Below are 18,632 nucleotides of genomic sequence, written 5' to 3' on the forward strand. Positions count from 1 at the left end.
ATGGGACTGTTCACCGGCCTGCTCCTCCTGCCCCTCGCGCCGGTCCGCGGCGTGATCTGGGTCGCCGAGAAAGTGAACGAGGCGGCCGACCGCGAGCTGCACGACCCGGGTGTGATCAGGGCCCAGCTCGCCGCGCTGAATCAGGAGCTCGAGGACGGCAACGTCGGTCTGGAGGAGTTCGAACGGGAAGAGGCGGAGCTGCTCGACCGGCTCTATGCCGGACAAGCCCGCCCCGCGCCGAACCATCGAAGGTGACTCACTCATGGAAGATCAGACAAAGGTGACGCTCGCAGCAGCCGTTGTGGGCGGATACGTACTCGGTCGCACGAAGAAGGGGCGCGTGGCGCTCTCCGTCGCGACCTATCTGGCAGGCAGGCGCTTCGGCCTGGAGCCGCGCCAGCTCGCCGCCGAAGGCATGCGCCGGCTGGGCGAGATGCCCCAGTTCGCCGAACTTCAGGACCAGTTGAAGGGTGAGGTCCTCGACTCCGGCAGGAAGGCACTGACAGCGGCGGCCGACAGGGGCATGAACTCGCTGGCCGACGCACTCAGTGACCGGACGGCGCGGCTGGGAGCGTCCGACGAGGACGAGGACGAGGGCGAGGACGAGTACGAGGGCGAGTACGACGAGGACGAGCCCGAGGACGAGGAGTACGAGGACGAGGAAGAGCAACCGGAAGAGGAAGAAGAGGAAGACGAGGACGAAGAGGAAGAAGAACCGGAAGAGGACGAGGAGGAAGAGGAAGAAGAGGAAGAGGAGGAAGAACCGGAGGAGGACGAGGAGCAAGAAGAGGACGAGGAGGAGCCGGAGGAGCCGCGGCCGAGCTCTCGCAGGGGCAAGTCCTCCGATGAGACAGCCGGCAAGAAAGCGGCGGCGAAGAAGCAGCCCGCCGCGAAGAAGGCTGCCGCCAAGAAGACACCGGCGAAGAAGTCCGCACCGGCGAAGAAGTCCGCACCGGCCAAGAAGACCGCTGCCAAGAAGACCGCTGCCAAGAAGACCGCAGCGAAGAAGACCGCAGCGAAGAAGGCAGCACCGGCCAGGAAGAAGGCCGCGGCCAAGAAGTCGGCACCGGCGAAGAAGTCCGCGGCCAGGAAAGCGCCTGCCAAGAAGTCGGCTCCGGCCAAGAAGTCGTCGGCCAGGAAGAGCGCTTCAGGCAAGAAGGCGACGTCATCGAAGCGAGCCGCGTCCCAGCGCGGCGCACGGCGGAGGTAGGCAGCAATGGCCAGGACGGACAAGGACGAGCCCGAGTCGGAAGCCTCGGGCATGGACCGCCTTCGCGAGGAGCTCACGAACTTCGTCGGCGCACAGACGGGGAAGCTCGCGCAGAAGGCCGGCGACAAGCTGACCGGTCTCACGGGGCAGCTCACCGACATCGCCGAGAACGGCGGCTCGCTGCCGTCGATCGCCTCTCGCGTCATGCAGGGCGATTCCCCGGTGAAGGCCTTCGTCTCGGAGAAGGCCGGGGACGTCAAGGACAAGGTCGTGGACAAGGCCAAGGACGTGTTCGGGGGCGGGAAGGGCAAGAGCCAGTCCGGCGGGGGCAAGTCGATGAACATCATCGAGGTCCTCGATGTGGGTGTGCCACTGCGGGACGCGTACGACCACTGGACGCGGTACGACAAGTTCGGCAGCTTCACCAAGGGCGTTCAGAGCGTCTCGATGGATGAGGAGATGTCGAGCGACTGGAAGGTCAAGATCGGCCCTTCCTCGCGCGGTTTCAAGGCGACGGTCCAGGAACAGATCCCTGACGACCGCATCGTATGGACCTCCGAAGGGGCCAAGGGCTCCACACGCGGTTGTGTCAGCTTCCACGAACTGGCGCCGAGCCTCACCCGGATCGTCCTCGTGATCGAGTACTACCCCTCAGGTTTCTTCGAGAAGACCGGCAACCTGTGGCGGGTACAGGGCCGGCGCATGCGACTCGACTTCAAGCACTTCCAGCGGTTCGTGACGCTCACCGATGAGGAACCCGAGGGCTGGCGCGGCGAGATCCGCGACGGGGAAGTCGTCATGACGCACGAAGAGGCTGAGGAGAAGGAGGAAGCCGAGAACGAGGAGTCCGAGGACTCGGACTACGAGGACGAAGAGGAGCCGGACGGGGACGAGGAGGAGGAAGAGGAGCCGGAGGGCGAGGAGGAGGAGGACGAAGAAGAGCCCGAGGAGGAGTACGAGGACGACGAGGAACCCGAGGACGAAGACGTAGAAGAGGAAGACGAAGAGCCTGAGTACGAGGACGAAGACGAAGAGCCCGAGGAAGAGGAAGAGGAAGAAGAGGAACCCGCCCCCAGTAAGCGACGCGGACGGAGGGCGTCGAGGTGACTGATCTCGACGTCGGGCGGGAGGCGTACCCCGTTCCGGGTCCGCAGAACACCAACCTCGCGGACATCCTCGAACGCGTCCTCGACAAGGGCATTGTCATCGCGGGTGACATCAAGATCGACCTTCTCGACATCGAGCTGCTCACCATCCGGCTTCGCCTCTTCGTGGCCTCCGTCGATACCGCGAAGAAGGCCGGTATCGACTGGTGGGAGACGGATCCCGCGCTGAGTTCGCGCGCTGCCCGCGACTCCCTCCTGGATGAGAACCGTGAACTGCGCGAGCGTCTGGAAGCGCTCGAGTCCAAGACGGACGAGACGTCGGACAACTGATGAGCAGGGAGAATCGAACCACATGACGGAGCGGGGACCCGGACAGCCTTCGGACAGAAGTGCCCTCTACGTATTCGCGGTGTGCGACGCACCGGATCCGGCGGTGTTCGAAAAGCTGCCTGGTGTCGCGGTCGGCCATCCGCTGCGCCTGCTGCGTTTCGGTGAGCTGACCGCGATCGTCCAGACCGTCCGGGCGGCCGATTTCACGGACGAGGTGTGGCAGGTCCGTATGTCGGACCGGGACGAGCTGGAACGATACGCACGCGCGCACCACGACGTGGTGTCGGCAGCCGCCGCGTCGTGCCCCACCGTCCCTCTCCCGCTCGCCACCCTCTATCACGGGGAGGACCGGGCCCGGCAGGCTCTCCTCGAGGAGACCGTCCGCTTCAGCACCGCTCTGGAGCGCACGGCGGGCCACTTCGAATGGGGAGTGAAGGTCTACGCGGCCGATTCCCCGGTGCCCGACCCGAGCCCCGCTCCGCTCCGGCCGGAAACGCCGGCCGGGCGTTCCCGCCCGGCTCCCGGAGCCGGTCTGGCCTACCTGGAACGCAAGCGAGGGGTACAGGCGCGGCGCGAACAGCGACATGAGGACGCCCTCCGGCTCGCCGAAACGGTGGACGGGGCGTTCGGGAACCTTGCCGCCGCGGGGCGCCGTCTGCGGCTGCACGCTCCCGAACTCGTGGGAAAAGGGCGTGTCCAGGTGCTCAACGCCACCTACCTCGTGGCGGAGCACCGCGGAGCCGAACTCCAGGAGCTCACCCGGGCACTGAGGGACGCCACCGGGGCCGGGATCGACATCTCCGGGCCCTGGGTGCCGTACTCCTTCGTCGGTGAGGTGTAGAGATGGAGCGCGAGGTGGTGGCCTGGGACAACCCCGAACCACTGAGCGGACCCATCGGGGTGCCGCTCGTCGATCTGCTGGACAGGGTCCTGGCGACGGGGGTGGTGATCAGCGGTGACCTGGTGATCGCGATCGCGGACGTTCCGCTCGTGCGGCTGTCGCTTCACGCCCTGCTCTCGTCCGTCAACGAACGCGTTCCGGCGCCCTGGGCGGACGGAGGCCCGCTGTGACCACTTCACGACTCGACGTCGACTCGGACCAGTTGGGCCGCGATCTCGTCGCCCTGGTGCTGACAGTGGTGGAACTGCTGCGGCAGCTGATGGAGCGGCAGGCCATCCGCCGTATCGATCAGGGGGACCTCACCGACAGCCAGGTGGACGAGATCGGCACCACGCTCATGCTGCTCGACCAGCGGATGACTGAGCTCTGCGAACAGCACGGGGTGCGTCCCGAGGACCTCAACCTGGACCTGGGTCCGCTGGGCACCCTTCTGCCTCGCGACTGACATGCCCTGCGACTGACGCAGGCGAAGACCCGGAGTTCACAGAAGCAACTGGATGTGCTCGGGCCTGGGCGTTGGGGCGGCAAAGGCATATGCTCATATATGTCCACAATGTTCGCACGGGGTGTTCGTTCCGGAGGCAGTCATGATCATCATCGGAGCCATCCTTCTGATTCTCGGCCTGGTGACGGGTCTCGGTGTCCTGTGGACCATCGGGATCATCCTGCTCGTGATCGGGCTCGCCCTCTGGCTCCTCGGCGCTGTGGGGCACGCGGTCGGAGGCCGCCGGCATTACTGGTGATGTCGCCTCGGGCACGTTTGAGGTGAGGGTGGCGGGGCAAAGCCACAGTGGCGCGGGAGCGCTCCCACGCCGGTGGATCCCCCCACCTCCCCTCGAAATGGAGATCGCACCATGACCTGTCATGATCGCGTCAACTTAGGCGGCTGGGTGCTACGCCTGGGCGGCATATTCGTCGCCGCACTCCTCTGTCTCCTCCCGTGGACAGGGACCGCGAGCGCCCACGGCTCCGTCGTCGACCCGGCCTCCCGCAACTACGGCTGCTGGCTCCGCTGGGGCGATGACTTCCAGAACCCGGCCATGGAGCAGGAAGACCCCATGTGCTGGCAGGCGTGGCAGGCCGACCCGAACGCCATGTGGAACTGGAACGGGTTGTACCGCAACGGTTCCGGCGGCAACTTCCCGGCCGCCGTGCCTGACGGTCAGCTGTGCAGTGGCGGCCGGACGGAGAGCGGACGGTACAACTCCCTCGACACCGTGGGCGCGTGGAAGACCACCGACGTCACCGGTGACTTCACCGTGAAGCTGTACGACCAGGCCAGTCACGGTGCCGACTACTTCCAGGTGTATGTCACCCGGCAGGGATTCGACCCCGCCACGGAGGCGCTGGCCTGGGGTGATCTGCAACTGGTCGCGGAGACGGGCAGCTATGCCCCCAGCCAGAACTACGAGATCCCCGTGAGCACCTCAGGTCTCAGCGGCCGTCATGTGGTCTACACGATCTGGCAGGCGTCGCACATGGACCAGACGTACTTCCTCTGCAGTGACGTGAACTTCACCTGACCCTGCGCCGTGCTCCCGACCCGGACCCCGTCGGCCGTTCCTGTCCGGCGGGGTCATCGAACGACCGCACGTTCGAGCGCGTGTGCGTCTGTCAGGTGATCGATTGGCGGTCCGGTCGGGGCCGTCCTAACGTCGATGAGTGAACGCTTCCGTTCTCCCCTGACTTGTTTGGCGACTAGTGCTATGACCGGATCGCAAGCGAAGTCTGCTCCTGTTGCCGGATCCCCGGAGCGGGGCCAAGGCAACGGGATCGCCCTGCTCGTCATCGCCTCGTGCCAGCTGATGGTGGTCCTCGACGTCACCATCGTGAACATCGCTCTGCCGCACATCCAGTCCTCCCTCGGGTTCTCGACCGAGAGCCTGTCGTGGGTGATCAACGCCTACACCCTGACCTTCGGCGGGCTGCTTCTGCTCGGTGGACGGCTGGGTGACATCCTCGGACGCCGCAGAGTCTTCGTCTTCGGTGTGCTGCTCTTCGTGGTGGCCTCGCTGCTGGGCGGACTCTCGCAGGATTCCTGGCAACTGCTCGCGGCGCGTGCCCTGCAGGGTGTCGGCGGCGCGATCGCCTCACCGACCGCGCTCTCCCTCATCACCACGACCTTCCGCGAAGGACCCGAACGGAACAGGGCGTTCGGTGTGTTCGCCGCGGTATCGGCGGGCGGAAGCGCGATCGGCCTGCTCGCCGGCGGTCTGCTGGTCGAGTGGCTCGACTGGCGCTGGGTGCTCTTCGTCAACATACCCATCGGCCTGCTGATCGCCCTCGGAACGCCTCGCCACATCAAGGAGTCCGAGCGGCATCCCGGCCACTTCGACCTCCTCGGGGCGCTGACCTCCACCCTGGGCATGGTGCTGCTCGTCTACGGCTTCATCCGGGCCTCCGAGGACGGCTGGAGCGACAGCCTGACCCTCGCCTCCTTCGGCGCCGCCGTGGTGTTCCTCCTGGTCTTCCTGGCCGTCGAGCGCGGGTCGAGGCAGCCCATCACGCCCCTGCGCATGTTCAGCGACCGCAATCGCTCCGGCGCCTACGCGATGATGCTGTGCCTGGCCGCGGCGATGTTCGGCATGTTCTTCTTCCTTACCCTCTTCGTGCAGAACATCCTCGACTTCAGCCCGCTGCGCGCCGGGCTTGCCTTCCTGCCCGTGAGCGCGATCATCGCGATCAGCGCGGGTCTCGCCTCGCGGCTGCTGCCCCGATGGGGCCCCAAGCCCTTCATGGTGACGGGTGCGGTCCTGGCCGCCGTGGGGCTCGGCTGGCTCACGCAGACCGATGTCCACAGCACCTACCTGGGCAGCATCCTCGGCCCCATCCTGGTCTTCGGCTTCGGTATGGGCATGCAATTCGTGTCGCTGACCCTGATGGCGGTCTCCGGTGTGGCGCCGAGAGAAGCGGGGGCCGCGTCCGGAGTCCTCAACGCCACCCAGCAGGTCGGCGGTTCGCTGGGACTGTCCATCCTGGTCACGGTGTTCGGTACGGCCAGCCGCAACGAGGCGACGGATCAGATTCCGCGCTTCCTCTCCGAAGCGACCCCCGCGCAGCAGCTGGAGTTCCGCAGGACGGGGGAGCTCCCCGCGCCGTGGGGTGACCAGGTACTGGCATCCGGCGTCTCCAGCGCGTTCATCGCCGCCGCCGTCTTCTCCGTCGTCGCGGCGCTGGTGGCTCTGCTGGTCGTCCAGGTCCGGGCCTCCGACCTGGAACGCCTGCGGGGCGGAGGAGCCATGGGCCCGCCGATGGCCGAGCAGGACGCTCCGGAGGCAGTCGGGGGCGGAGGGGACCCGGATTCGGGCCGCGCCGGCGACGCGCGCGACGCCGGAGTCCCGACACGAAAACGAGACGGAGGCGAAGGTTCCCCTCCACTTGGATAGTGTGCCGTTCGCCATCAGTGTCCTTCGGGGGAGATTCAAGTAGATGAGTGGGCAGCAGCAGGACCGGGGCAACGGCTCCCAGATCTTTCAGCCACTGACAGGGGACGACCCGGCGACGATCGCCGGCTACCGGATCGCGGCCAAGCTCGGCGCGGGCGGGATGGGCAAGGTCTACCTGTCGTACACACCTGGCGGGCGCCCCGTCGCGATCAAGGTGATCCGCCCCGAATTCGGTGAGGACGCGGAGTTCCGGCGTCGCTTCGCCCAGGAAGTGCAGTCCGCGCAGCGGGTGCAGGGTCTGTTCACCGCGCCCGTGATCGACGCCGACACCGAGGGCGCACAGCCCTGGCTGGCGACCGCGTACGTGCCCGGGCCCTCCCTGGCCGATGCGGTCGCCGCGCACGGAGCGCTGCCCGTACAGGCGGTGCTCCTGCTGATCGCGGGCATGGCGGAGGCCCTCCATGTCATCCACGGTGCGGGCATCGTCCACCGCGACCTGAAACCCTCCAACGTGCTGCTCGCCGCCGACGGGCCCCGGGTAATCGACTTCGGAATCGCCTACGCGGCCGACGCGACCTCGCTCACCGGCAGCGGGGTGACCATCGGCACGCCGTCGTTCATGGCGCCCGAGCAGGCCGCCGGCCGCAAGGTGACCCCGGCCACCGACATCTTCGCCCTCGGCCAGGTGGCGGCGTACGCGGCGACGGGCATTCCGGCCTTCGGCGAGGGGACCTCGCACGGGGTGCTCTACCGGATCGTGCACGAGGAACCGGACCTCACCGGGGTTCCTGAGCGGCTCACGGAGCTCGTCACCCGTTGCCTCACCAAGGACCCCGCGGGCAGGCCGTCGATCGCCGAGATCATCGAGCTGTGCCGGACCGCGAACGCGGAGACGGTCCTGCGCCGTCCCGAGGACTGGCTTCCCGCGCCGGTGGCCGCCGACATCACCGTGCGCGCGGCCGCTCCCGCTCCCGTCCAGACCCCGCCGCCCCCGGCCACCGCACCGGGCGCGGCGTACTCTCCCACCGCGCCCGCGTCCCCGGCACCGGTCGCGCAGGCCCCGGCCACACCGCCCCCGGGGTTCGGGCCGCCGCGGCCCTACCCGCACCACCAGCCGCAACACCCCACGCAGCCGTCCGGCGCGCAGGGCCACGCCTACGCACCCACCCAGCATGCCTCGCCTTCGCATCCGCAGTCGTACCCCGGGCCCGGGCGTCCCGTGCCCGCCCCCGTGAACCAGGCCGCCCCGCCGAAGAAGAGCACGGGCAGGCGCGCTCTGTTCATCGCTCTCGCGGCCGCCCTGGTCTTCGGTATCGCGGGCGGTGGTACGGCGTACCTGCTGAGCAAGGACGACGAGAAGCAGACAGAGGGCGGGAGTTCGCCCCAGGGCGGGCAGAAGGAGACGCCGAGCGGGACGCCGAACCCGGACGCGAAGCCCGCGGACACCTCGGACGACGACGCTGAGGAGAAGCCCGCCCCCGAGCCCGCCGAGTACAACGGCATCAACCTCACCGCCGGCTACCACCTGACCCTCGCGGACGAGGACGTACGGCCCCAGGAAGGCGAGGACGCCGGGTACGAACTCTCCTACGACACGGGCGGATACCTCGACGCCGAGAGCACCGACGGCAAGCTGGTGCTGCTCGACCCGTCCCAGGAGGGCTCGCTCGAGGCCTGCCGGGCGGACACCAGGTTCACCGAGAACATCGACACCGAAAAGCTGTCGAAGGGCCGTCAGGTCTGCGTGTTCACGGGAAGCGGCCACATCGGTCTCGTGACGGTGCAGGGCTTCTCGGCGGAGGACTCACCGAGCAAGTACATGACTCTGGACCTGACGGTCTGGCGCAACGCGGCCGTCTGACGGACCGCGGCGACCGACGCGGGCGGTGGGGCGTTCCCGGCCCCACCGCCCGCCTTCCGCCGAGGCGGGTATCAGACCAGATTCACGAGTCGGATGTAGCGCACCCAGTCCCAGTGGACCCCGGGGTCCGTGTGGTCGCTGCCGGGTACCTCGTGATGGCCGATGATGTGCGCGCGGTCCTTGGGCAGGCCGTAGCGGTCGCAGATGTCCGCCGTGAGCCTCGCCGACCGCTCGTACATCGTGTGGGTGAAGTACGACGGCTGGTCGACCCAGCCCTCGTGCTCGATGCCGATACTGGGCGTGTTGTAGTCCCAGTTCCCCGCGTGCCAGGCGACATCCCGCTCCCGCACGCACTGAGCCACGAACCCGTCCCCCGAGCGCACCACGTAATGGGCGGACACCTTGTCGGCCGGGTTCCGGAAGATGCCGATCGTCTCGGTGAACGTCTGCTGGGCGACATGGATGATGACGCGGTCGACGGAGTACTCCGAAGGACGGTTCGCCACCGTGTAGTTGGACGTGGACGCAGGAGCCCACTGGGCACCTGGGTAGTCCGTGTCCGCCGTCGGCGCGGCCACGGCGCGGGCCGAGGCCGGAATGAGCGCCGCGGTGGCCGTCACCGCGGCGCTCCGAAGGATCCGTCTGCGCTGCATTGGTGCTCCTGTGCGATGGACATGTGTCCGGTCTACGGCACAACACGCGCTGCCCCACCCGTACGGTTCCGTCCCGGAGAGGGACCGTACGGGCCGGGGCACACCGGCAACCCGCACACCCCGGCCCTCAGGAGCCGGACTGCACCCCGGCCAGGGCAGCCGCGGGATCGTCCTCCGCCGGGCCTGCCGGGACCCACCGGCCGCGCTCCTTGGCGTACGGCCACCATCGCCCGTCGGGCCCGTACCGCAGCTGCGCCCCGGAACCGACCACCGTCCAGCGGTTGTCGGCGGCACGGAGCTGCGGGCCCTCGCCCTCCTCCCACGCGGAGGCGAGCTGCGCGCGGGCGCGTGCGAGTTCGTCGGGGCCGGGCAGCCACTTCCCGTCGCACACCGCCAGCGCGGCCGTCCCGCCGTACCGCCAGGCCCGCACCGCTACGTCGAGTCCGGCCGGTCCGCATCCGGCCGCCACACCGAGACGGGCCGCGAGAAGGGCGTCCGGCCGGCCGTCGGCAGCCAGCCGCACGGCGTCCTGCTCCGGCGTCAGCACGGCTGCCAGGGGCTGCTGTCCGTGCCCGGCCGAGAGCGCCTCCGCGAGCATCGCGAACGCCCGTACGGCGCTGTCCGCCGCCAGGAACTCCAGAGCCGAGGGGTCGACGTCCCCGGCCGGATCCGTCTCCGTGTCCAGCGAGGGCGGCACGCCCGGCTCCGCCGGCAGGGGCGGGGGAGGGGGCAGCGGCGGCAGGATGTCCCGCGCCGCGTACGCCTCGTCGGCCCGCACCCCGCGCGCCGCCGGACCGCCCGCCGGACTCCCGGCCGACGACTCGTCACGCGTCCCGCGGACAGCACGCGCGGCGCTGCGCACCTGCAACTCGTCGAGCAGGCGCCGCTCGTCGCGTCCCCGCAACAGCAGCAGCACGAAGGGGTCCTGGTCGAGCAGCCGCGCCACCTGGTAACACAGCGCACCCGTATGCGGACAGTGGTCCCAGGCCTCGCAGCTGCACTCCGGCTCCAGGTCGCCGATGCCCGGCAGCAGTTCGAGACCGGCGGCGGCCGCGTCCTCCACCAGGTGCGGCGGCATCTCGCGGTCGAGCAGGGCGGCGATGTGACCCGACCGCTCGGACGCCATGCCCAGGAACGTGTCCCACTCCTCCTCGGTCAGCTCCTGGAGCAGCACATCACTGCGGTACGCCGTCGAGTCGCGGTCCTGCACGACCGCTGTGATGCGGCCAGGCCGGACGGAAACCGCGCCGACCCTGCCCTCGCGGGCCAGCCGGCGCCCCTTCTTGAGCTGCTGACCGTCGAGTGCGGTGTCCTCCAGGGCCTTCAGCCACGCCCGCCCCCACCAGGAAGAGGCGAACCCCCGGCCCTGTGCGGGCGGCAGTGCGGCGAATGTGCGCTCCGGCTCGTAACCCTCGTTCATCGTGCGCCCCCTCGCAGCTCGACCAGCTCGGCCAGCTCCGCATCGCTCAGTTCCGTCAACGCGGCCTCGCCGCTGCCGAGTACCGCGTCCGCGAGCCCCTGCTTCCGGGCCAGCATGGCGGCGATCCGGTCCTCGATGGTGCCCTCGGCGATCAGCCGGTGCACCTGCACCGGCTGGGTCTGCCCGATCCGGTACGCGCGGTCGGTGGCCTGCGCCTCCACGGCCGGATTCCACCAGCGGTCGAAGTGCACGACGTGAGCGGCCCGGGTGAGGTTGAGCCCCGTACCCGCCGCCTTGAGTGACAGCAGGAAGACCGGCACCTCGCCTGCCTGGAACCGGCTCACCATGGCCTCCCGCTCGGCGACCGGCGTGCCACCGTGCAGGAACTGGGTGGGGACCCCGCGCGCAGCCAGATGCTGTTCCAGGAGCCGGGCCATCTGTACGTACTGGGTGAACACCAGCACCCCGGCGCCCTCGGCCAGGATCGTGTCGAGCAACTCGTCCAGCAGCTCAACCTTCCCCGAACGGTCCTCGATCCGCGGCCGGTCCTCCTTGAGGTACTGCGCCGGGTGGTTGCAGATCTGCTTGAGCGCCGTCAGCAGCTTCATGACCAGCCCGCGCCGGGCGAAGCCGTCCGCGCCGGAGATCTCCTCGAGCGTCTCGCGTACCACCGCCTCGTACAGTCCGGCCTGCTCCGCCGTGAGCGACACGGCGCGGTCGGTCTCCGTCTTCGGCGGAAGCTCCGGAGCGATTCCGGGGTCGGACTTGCGGCGCCGCAGGAGGAACGGGCGGACCAGAGAGGCGAGCCGCTCGGCCGCGGCGGGGTCGTTGCCTCCCTCCACCGCGCTCGCGTAGCGGGTGCGGAAGGTGCCGAGCCGCCCGAGCAGCCCGGGGGTCGTCCAGTCGAGGATGGCCCACAGCTCGGAGAGGTTGTTCTCCACCGGCGTACCTGTGAGGGCGACACGGGCCCGCCCACCGACGGCGCGCAGCTGCCTCGCCGTCGCGGAGTGGGGGTTCTTGACGTGCTGTGCCTCGTCGGCGACGACGATGCCCCAGGACGTCTGCGCCAGGCGCGCGGCGTCGAGGCGCATGGTGCCGTAGGTGGTGAGGACGAACTCGCCGTCCACCAGGTTCTCCAGCGAGCGCGACCCGCCGTGGAAGCGACGCACCGGTGTCCCCGGGGCGAACCTCTCGATCTCTCGCTGCCAGTTGCCCATCAGGGAGGTGGGGCACACCACGAGCGTGGGCCCGGCAGCAGATGCGATGCCCTGCCGGTGCAGATGCAGGGAGATCAGCGTGATCGTCTTGCCGAGTCCCATGTCGTCGGCGAGGCAGCAGCCGAGACCGAGTGAAGTCATGGTGTGCAGCCAGTTGAGGCCGCGCAGCTGGTAGTCGCGCAGACTCGCGTCTAGCGCGTCCGGCTGTCCGACAGCCCGGCGGTCCTCCGACTCGGGGTCGGCGATCCTCTCGCGCAGCTGCTCGAGCCAGCCCGTCGCCGCCACTTCCACCCGGTGCCCGTCGACGTCGGTGGTTCCGGTCAGCACGGCCCCCAGCGCGTCGATGGGGGTGACCTTGCGGTCCTGGGTCCCGCGGGCCCGGCGGGCGTCCTCCGGATCGATCAGCACCCACTGGTCGCGCAGTCTGACCAGTGGTCTGCCCGCCTCCGCGAGCTGGTCGAGCTCCGCGCGGCTCAGGTTCCTGCCGCCCAGCGCGAACCGCCAGTCGAACGCCAGCAGCGCGTCGGCAGACAGGAACGACGGAGTGTCCCCTCCCGTCCGCGCGGTCGGCGCCCCGTCGTCCTGAGGGCCGATCACCGCTCGCGCGGTGAGCTTCCCCGACAGCTCTCTGGGCCAGTGCACCTGGACGCCCGTCGCGGCGAGCGCCCTGGCCGCCGGGCCCAGCAGTTCGGCGATCTCCTCGTCGGCAGGCTCGATCGCGTCCGGAACCGCGGCCGACAGAAGGGGCGCCAGCGGGGGCCAGGCCCGGGCGGCGCGCCGCAGGGCGAGCAGGGCGTCCATGCGGGCGCGCGGACCGAACAGTGAGGCGGCGGGGGAGCGGTCGGCCCACACGTCCGCCGCGTCGGCGACGTGGGCGGGGTCCTGGACGCTGTGGATCTGCAGGACCGCACGGAACGAGGGGACGGGGCCGGCGTCCTCAACGCCCTCCGCATCGCCCAGTCCCGAGACCTCGACACGGAGGGAGAGCCGCACGCCCGCATCGTGACCGGCCGCGACGTCGGCTGCCCACGGCCGGAGCCCTGGCAGATGCTGCGCCTCCGGCGAGGCGAACGCCGGTGTGCCCGTGGCCGATCCGGCCGCCGGGGTGCGCGGGAGTCCGTCCACCACCGCGTCGAGGAACGACCGCAGCAGCGACTCCGGTTCGGCGAGCAGCAAGGGCTCGGCCGCGGGATCGATCGGCACCGCATGAGCATCGGGCGGCATGGAAGCCGCCAGCACCCGGATCCGCTCCAGATCGTCTGCCGTCAGCGGACCGGCCCGCCAGGCATCGCGGTCGGTGGGGCTCAGCCCGGGCAGCAGCAGTCCACGCGCGACGAGTTGGAGCGCGAGGACGCCGGCAGCGCCCCAGAACGCTGCGGAAGGGGACGAACGGGAGTCCGCCCGCGCCCGCGTCAGGACCGGCAGCGCGTCCCGCACAGGCACCAGCAACGCCGGGACCACACAAGGGCGGACGTCGCCTCCGACGACCGTCAGCTCCGCCGGACTCCCTGCTTCACCGGGAGGGGTGCTACCGTCCGCATTCCAGAACGCGATCAGGCCGGTACGGGCCGGATCCGCGGGGAGGAAGACTGCGGAGCAGCGGGACAGTTCAGAGAGCTGGTTGAGCGTTGCCGCAGGGAGCCTGTGCACAGCGATGTCAGATTCCTCAAATTTGACTAGTGAGCCCGGGGTTCGCCGAGGGTACTCCACCCACGGCCCGTTCCGGGAGAAATGCACAGTGATCCACCTCACTCATTTCTGCCTTCTGAAGCTTGGGGTGCAGCCCGCGACACCACCGGACAGGGGGATTTCCCCCGCATGACCGGGGTGATGGCGCCATGGCTGCCGCAGGCCCGCTCTCCGTACGTTTGACGAGGTCAGCAGATGCCCAGAAACCGGAGACGTCATGCCCCAGGCGGTAGCAGCCACCGTTGCGCAACACATCGGCGACGGAGCGGAGGGTCCGGCGGTCCCGCCGGCCACCGGAAGTGATTTCGCACCGCTCCTGAAGACCGTCAAGGGGCAGGGGCTCCTGGAACGGCGCACGGGCTGGTACGCGGCAGGGATCGCCGCCAACACGGTCGCTCTCGGAGCCGTGATCACCGGCATGGTGCTCCTCGGTGACACCTGGTGGAACCTTTTCCTCGCCCTGCCGCTGGCCGTCCTGTGGACCCGCACGGCGTTCTTCGGGCACGACGCGGGCCACGCCCAGATAACCGGGGACCGCAAGGCCGGCCGGATCGTCGGTCTCGTCCACGCCAATCTGCTCCTCGGAATGAACGAGGCCTGGTGGAACGACAAGCACGTACGTCACCACGCCAACCCCAACCACATAGACAAGGACCCCGACGTCGGGGTGGGCGCGCTGGTGTGGACCCAGAAGCAGGCCGCCCAGCGGGAGGGGTTCGCCCGCTGGCTCACCCGCAACCAGGCGCGGCTCTTCTTCCCGATGCTGCTCCTCGAAGGCATTGCGCTCAAGATCTACGGCTTCCAGTTCCTGCGGCGGCAGCCCGCCCGTGAACGCGTACTGTCCGGCCTTCTGCTGACCGGTCACCTCGCGCTGTACGCCACGCTGCTCCTGACCGTCATGTCCCCGGGCAAGGCCGTCGTCTTCGCCCTCGTGCACCACGCTCTGTTCGGTCTGCACCTGGGTATGGCCTTCGCTCCGAACCACAAGGGCATGGAGATGCCGGACCCCGACGGTGACCGCTGGGGGCACCTGCAGCGCCAGGTCCTCACCTCGCGGAACGTGAAGGGTGCCGTGCTCACCGACTGGTTCCTCGGCGGCCTCAACTACCAGATCGAGCACCACCTCTTCCCGAGCATGCCCCGGCCCCACCTCAGGCTCGCCCAGCCGCTGGTGAAGGCGCACTGTGCCTCGATCGGGATGCCGTATGCGGAGACCGGCATCATCGAGTCCTACCGGCAGGCGCTGGAGCACATGCACGAGGTCGGCGAGCCGCTCCGGTAGACCGTCGCGGTGCTCGTGCCGCGCAGCCGGAACCGACTGACGCTCGCAGGCGTTCTCTCACCAGGAGCGGCCCCGGCCGCGGAGGAGGCACGGATCATGTCGAACGGTGCAAAGATCGCCATCGGGGGAGTTGTCGCGGCAGTCGTCCTGATTCCGTTCATCGGATTCTGGTGGTCGCTGCTGGTCCTCATCGGCGTACCCACGGTCGGGTATCTGATGCTCGACCCGTCGCAGAGGCGCAGGCTCCGCAGGATCAGCCGTAAGGAGATAGGGCGCTGAACAGCACGGTCATCGCGGTCAGCAGCAACGGCGACTACTCCTTCACCAAGCCGAACAGGGGCAGCGTCACGCTCCTCGCCGGGCTCGGTGTGGAGGGGGACGTCCACGCCGGTGTCACGGTGAAACACCGCTCGCGGGTGGCCCAGGACCCGACGCAGCCCAATCTGCGTCAGGTCCATCTCATCCACCAGGAGCTTTTCGCCGAGCTCAGGGACGCGGGATTCGAGGTCGGCCCGGGCGACCTGGGGGAGAACATCACCACGGGCGGAATCGATCTCCTCTCGCTCCCCGTGGGCACGCTGCTCCACCTCGGCGGCGAAGCCGTCGTCGAGGTGACCGGCCTGCGGAATCCCTGCCTGCAGATCGAGAACTTCCAGAACGGACTGCTGAAGCAGGTCGTCGGCCGCGGGGACGACGGCACCGTCGTCCGCAAGGCCGGAATCATGGGCGTCGTCACCGCGGGCGGAGTCGTGCGGCCCGGCGACGCCGTCGAGACGGAGCTTCCCGTCGGGCCGCACCGTCCCCTGGAGCGGGTGTAGTACGCACGGGTCATGCCGGGCGAGCCTCGCTCGGCAGGCTCAGGACGGCCGGACGGCCAGTTCGTCGAGCGACTTCAGCAGGCCCGGCAGCTCCGGGCCGCGGCCGACCGGCATGATCTCGCCCGGCTCCTCGTCCAGCAGGATGAACGCGATGTCGTCGGTCCTGGCCACCAGGGACCAGCCTGGGCCGTCGGCCCGCAGCGTCCGGGCCCCGCCAGGGGCGAACGCGGAGCGGATCCGGCCGGGCGGGGGCGGAGATTCGACATACGCCCGGGCCGCTTCGAGCGCCTTGCGTACGCCGGGGTGCTGACCGGAAGCGGCGGGCTCCGCCGTGCTCCTCGCCTCCCCGGCCAGGGCGCCCCCGTCGGGAGCCTCGGTGTCCTGCGTTTCTCCGGCCGGAGGCCCACCGTCCGGCCCGGGCTCCCCGGACCGGACGAACGCGGTCTCGTCGTCGATCTGCTCGCGCCACGCGGTCCACTGCAGGGCTATCTCGTCCGCGCCGAGGCGCCGCTGCGGAGCCCCCCAGACCTCGGTGTCCGGCGGCGTCAACGGCGCCGGGCCCTCGTCGTCCGGGCCGGGCAGCGGGTCATGCGGCTCGGGAACGCCGGGCGCGGCGACCGAGAGTGCGAGCGGCCACCCCGGGAGTGCGCAGACCACCGAGCGGTCGTCGGGGGAGAGGTCGTACTCCATCCCGCAGTCCCACGAGGCGATAGCGAGGGCCACCAGTGAGACGTCCTCGACGACCACCGTCCACCGGGCACCGCCGCTGTCCTGGCCGAGCACGAGGCCGTACCCCTCGGCATACGGCTCGAGACCGAGCGCGGCGCACGCGGCCACGTAGTCGTCGCCGAGCACGCTCGGGAACTGCGCGGGCGTCAGCAGCACCGCGGTCAGCACAAACAGCGCGTCTTCGTCGGCGACCGTGTCGTCCGTCGCAGCCACAGCACCCACCCTCATCCCTGATCGCTTGGTCCGTCGGCGCACCTTAACTACTCGGTAACCCTGTCGTCGAGGCCCTGACAAGCGATAACGGCCACGTACCCGGAGTGCGCCACCGGTCACCGGGGCACGCCGCGGCGCCCCTCGTGCCGTGGTGCCGGCCTGCCCGGCACACGTAGGGTTGTGGCTCCGGCCGACGAGGGGGACAGCATGGTGAAGCGGTTCGAACGTCTGAAGGAGATCCAGCGGCTGGACCCGGAGCGGGACTTCCTCGAGATCTACAGGCTCACCGTGTCGTACGAGTTCCCCTGGGACATCACCCGCGCTCTCGAACTCGCCCTGTACCGCACGTACGCCGTCCCCAGCATCGGCCGACTGCTCGCCGAGACGGGCGAACTGACGGAACGTTCACAGAAGAGGTACGACGACACCGCACTTCTTCTCGACGCCGTGGTCGAGCACGGTTTCGACAGCGAGGAGGGCCGTACGGCCGTCCGGCGGATCAACCGGATGCACCGCAGCTACGACATCAGCAACGACGACATGCGCTACGTGCTGTGCACCTTCGTCGTCACCCCCAAACGCTGGCTCGACACGTACGGCTGGCGCAGGCTGTCCGGCCACGAACTGCGGGCCTTCGCCGCGTACTACCGCACGCTCGGCGCCCGGATGGGAATCCAGGACGTGCCGCAGACCTACGAGGACTTCGAGCGCGCCCTGGACTCGTACGAGGAGGAGCACTTCGGCTGGGACGAGGGCGCACGCGCGGTGTCCGACGCCACCCTGGCCCTGATGGGCTCCTGGTACCCGCGCCCGCTCGCCTCCGTGGTCCGCGGAGCCAGCCTGGCTCTCCTGGACGATTCGCTGCTCCGGGCGTTCCGGTACGAGCGCCCGGGGCCCCTCGCCCGGGGACTGACCCGCGGGGCCCTGCGCCTGAGGGCCCGCGCCGTACGGCTCATGCCGCCGCGTTCGACCCCGCATTACGCCCGCCAGAACCCGGAGATCAAGGGCTACCCGGACGGCTACGAGCTGTCCGGGCTCGGCACGTTCCCGACACCGGGTGTGCGCGGCTGCCCCGTGCCGCACGGGCGGCACCCGGACACACCGGCCGAGTGACCGGGAGGGCGCGGCCCACAGTGCCCGGGGCCCGAGGGCGACCGCTCAGCCGGTCCGAACGGCCAGTGCCAGGAATCGGCTGTCCTCGTCGGTGTAGGTGTCCAGCCGCCAGCCCGCGTCCGCCAGAAGGGGCGTAAGGCGGGGTTCCGCCCTGAGATCGTCGTCCGAAAGGACCCGGCCGTGCCGTGCGGCCAGCGCGGCACGGCCTATGGGGTGGAACAGCGCGAGCCGGCCACCGGGCCGCACCACACGCGCCAGCTCCGAGAGCCCCTGCCCGGGGTGCGGGAGATGCGAGATCAGCCCGGCGGCGAAGACGGCGTCGAGGGACCCGGCGCGCAGCGGAAGCCGCGCGGCATCGGCGAGCAGCAAGGTGCCGCCTGCCGCCTTCCCCACCCGCCGGGCCGCATCCAGCATCGCGGGCGTCAGGTCGGCCCCGAGAACCGTCCCACCGGGCCCGACGGCGGCACGCAGCGCCGCCAGCGCGCGCCCTGTACCGCACCCCGCGTCGAGCACGGCGCCGCCGGGACGCAGACCGAGCTCCCCGACGGCGACGGCGAAGGCCGGGCCGTCATCGGGGAAACGGCTGTCCCAGTCCGCCGCCCGCGCGGAGAAGAAGTCCTGCACCTGTGTCCGGTCGTCGGCCATACGGACATGATCGCGCAGCCCGCACCCGAGCGGAACGGCACGAAGCGGTGCACATGTTC

General features: G+C 69.8%; 20 protein-coding genes. 15 read left to right on the forward strand and 5 right to left on the reverse strand.

Annotated features, from left to right (window positions below; all coding sequences use genetic code 11):
• The 11 genes from OG379_RS37010 to OG379_RS37060 all read left to right on the forward strand — a co-directional run bounded on the left by OG379_RS37010 (nt 1) and on the right by OG379_RS37060 (nt 8,794).
• Nucleotides 1–255: a gas vesicle protein GvpG gene (locus OG379_RS37010; RefSeq protein WP_393760295.1), complete on the forward strand. Its 255-nt coding sequence runs from the start codon at nt 1–3 to the stop codon at nt 253–255.
• Between the two features lie 7 nt (nt 256–262).
• Nucleotides 263–1,210 carry a histone H1-like repetitive region-containing protein gene (locus OG379_RS37015; RefSeq protein WP_405667628.1) on the forward strand — a complete coding sequence of 316 codons (948 nt, stop codon included), beginning with the start codon at nt 263–265 and terminating at the stop codon, nt 1,208–1,210.
• Between the two features lie 6 nt (nt 1,211–1,216).
• Nucleotides 1,217–2,317 (forward strand): SRPBCC family protein, encoded by a 1,101-nt coding sequence (locus OG379_RS37020; RefSeq protein ID WP_405667630.1) that lies wholly within the window; start codon nt 1,217–1,219, stop codon nt 2,315–2,317.
• Entirely contained in the window at nt 2,314–2,646 is a 333-nt protein-coding gene (locus tag OG379_RS37025; RefSeq protein ID WP_393760289.1) for a gas vesicle protein, read from the forward strand. Before OG379_RS37020 ends, OG379_RS37025 begins: the two co-directional genes overlap by 4 nt.
• 22 nt (nt 2,647–2,668) lie before the next feature.
• Nucleotides 2,669–3,487, forward strand: a complete 819-nt coding sequence (locus tag OG379_RS37030) for a GvpL/GvpF family gas vesicle protein (RefSeq protein WP_405667631.1) — start codon at nt 2,669–2,671, stop codon at nt 3,485–3,487.
• 2 nt (nt 3,488–3,489) lie between these two features.
• Entirely contained in the window at nt 3,490–3,717 is a 228-nt protein-coding gene (locus OG379_RS37035) for a gas vesicle protein (protein ID WP_393760285.1), read from the forward strand.
• Complete coding sequence (locus OG379_RS37040) at nt 3,714–3,992, forward strand: gas vesicle protein K (protein WP_033302347.1); 279 nt, start codon at nt 3,714–3,716, stop codon at nt 3,990–3,992. The genes OG379_RS37035 and OG379_RS37040 overlap by 4 nt, the downstream gene beginning before the upstream one ends.
• A gap of 142 nt (nt 3,993–4,134) precedes the next feature.
• On the forward strand, nt 4,135–4,290 hold the full coding sequence (locus tag OG379_RS37045) for a DUF6131 family protein (protein ID WP_167359481.1): 156 nt from the start codon (nt 4,135–4,137) through the stop codon (nt 4,288–4,290).
• A gap of 111 nt (nt 4,291–4,401) precedes the next feature.
• Nucleotides 4,402–5,070: a lytic polysaccharide monooxygenase gene (locus tag OG379_RS37050; RefSeq protein WP_405667632.1), complete on the forward strand. Its 669-nt coding sequence runs from the start codon at nt 4,402–4,404 to the stop codon at nt 5,068–5,070.
• A 183-nt stretch (nt 5,071–5,253) separates the two neighbouring features.
• Complete coding sequence (locus OG379_RS37055) at nt 5,254–6,933, forward strand: MFS transporter (protein WP_405667633.1); 1,680 nt, start codon at nt 5,254–5,256, stop codon at nt 6,931–6,933.
• 43 nt (nt 6,934–6,976) lie between these two features.
• Nucleotides 6,977–8,794, forward strand: a complete 1,818-nt coding sequence (locus tag OG379_RS37060) for a protein kinase domain-containing protein (protein WP_405667635.1) — start codon at nt 6,977–6,979, stop codon at nt 8,792–8,794.
• Nucleotides 8,795–8,865: 71 nt separating this feature from the next.
• On the opposite strand, the gene OG379_RS37065 is transcribed toward OG379_RS37060, so the two are convergent.
• The 3 genes from OG379_RS37065 to OG379_RS37075 form a co-directional block, all read right to left on the reverse strand.
• Nucleotides 8,866–9,447, reverse strand: a complete 582-nt coding sequence (locus OG379_RS37065) for an N-acetylmuramoyl-L-alanine amidase (RefSeq protein ID WP_405667636.1) — start codon at nt 9,445–9,447, stop codon at nt 8,866–8,868.
• 127 nt (nt 9,448–9,574) lie between these two features.
• Complete coding sequence (locus tag OG379_RS37070; RefSeq protein ID WP_405667638.1) at nt 9,575–10,867, reverse strand: SWF or SNF family helicase; 1,293 nt, start codon at nt 10,865–10,867, stop codon at nt 9,575–9,577.
• Nucleotides 10,864–13,734 carry a DEAD/DEAH box helicase gene (locus OG379_RS37075; protein ID WP_405667639.1) on the reverse strand — a complete coding sequence of 957 codons (2,871 nt, stop codon included), beginning with the start codon at nt 13,732–13,734 and terminating at the stop codon, nt 10,864–10,866. The genes OG379_RS37070 and OG379_RS37075 overlap by 4 nt, the downstream gene beginning before the upstream one ends.
• A 256-nt stretch (nt 13,735–13,990) precedes the next feature.
• On the opposite strand from OG379_RS37075, the gene OG379_RS37080 reads away from it, so the two are divergent.
• The 3 genes from OG379_RS37080 to OG379_RS37090 all read left to right on the forward strand — a co-directional run bounded on the left by OG379_RS37080 (nt 13,991) and on the right by OG379_RS37090 (nt 15,873).
• Nucleotides 13,991–15,055, forward strand: a complete 1,065-nt coding sequence (locus tag OG379_RS37080) for a fatty acid desaturase family protein (RefSeq protein ID WP_405667641.1) — start codon at nt 13,991–13,993, stop codon at nt 15,053–15,055.
• 96 nt (nt 15,056–15,151) lie between these two features.
• Nucleotides 15,152–15,334, forward strand: a complete 183-nt coding sequence (locus OG379_RS37085) for a hypothetical protein (RefSeq protein ID WP_028442276.1) — start codon at nt 15,152–15,154, stop codon at nt 15,332–15,334.
• Nucleotides 15,331–15,873, forward strand: a complete 543-nt coding sequence (locus OG379_RS37090) for an MOSC domain-containing protein (protein WP_405668791.1) — start codon at nt 15,331–15,333, stop codon at nt 15,871–15,873. The genes OG379_RS37085 and OG379_RS37090 overlap by 4 nt, the downstream gene beginning before the upstream one ends.
• 39 nt (nt 15,874–15,912) lie before the next feature.
• On the opposite strand, the gene OG379_RS37095 is transcribed toward OG379_RS37090, so the two are convergent.
• The gene (locus OG379_RS37095; RefSeq protein ID WP_405667643.1) at nt 15,913–16,815 is read right to left on the reverse strand and encodes a hypothetical protein; all 903 of its coding nucleotides are present in this window, start codon (nt 16,813–16,815) and stop codon (nt 15,913–15,915) included.
• 207 nt (nt 16,816–17,022) lie between these two features.
• Here OG379_RS37095 and OG379_RS37100 point away from each other — a divergent pair, with 207 nt between their 5' ends.
• Nucleotides 17,023–17,928, forward strand: a complete 906-nt coding sequence (locus tag OG379_RS37100) for an oxygenase MpaB family protein (protein WP_405667644.1) — start codon at nt 17,023–17,025, stop codon at nt 17,926–17,928.
• A 45-nt stretch (nt 17,929–17,973) separates the two neighbouring features.
• Here OG379_RS37100 and OG379_RS37105 read toward each other — a convergent pair whose 3' ends face one another.
• Nucleotides 17,974–18,573 (reverse strand): class I SAM-dependent methyltransferase, encoded by a 600-nt coding sequence (locus OG379_RS37105; RefSeq protein WP_405667646.1) that lies wholly within the window; start codon nt 18,571–18,573, stop codon nt 17,974–17,976.
• Nucleotides 18,574–18,632 lie beyond the last annotated feature (59 nt).

The sequence above is a fragment of the Streptomyces sp. NBC_01166 genome, assembly GCF_045039765.1.
In the GTDB taxonomy this organism is placed as follows: domain Bacteria; phylum Actinomycetota; class Actinomycetes; order Streptomycetales; family Streptomycetaceae; genus Streptomyces.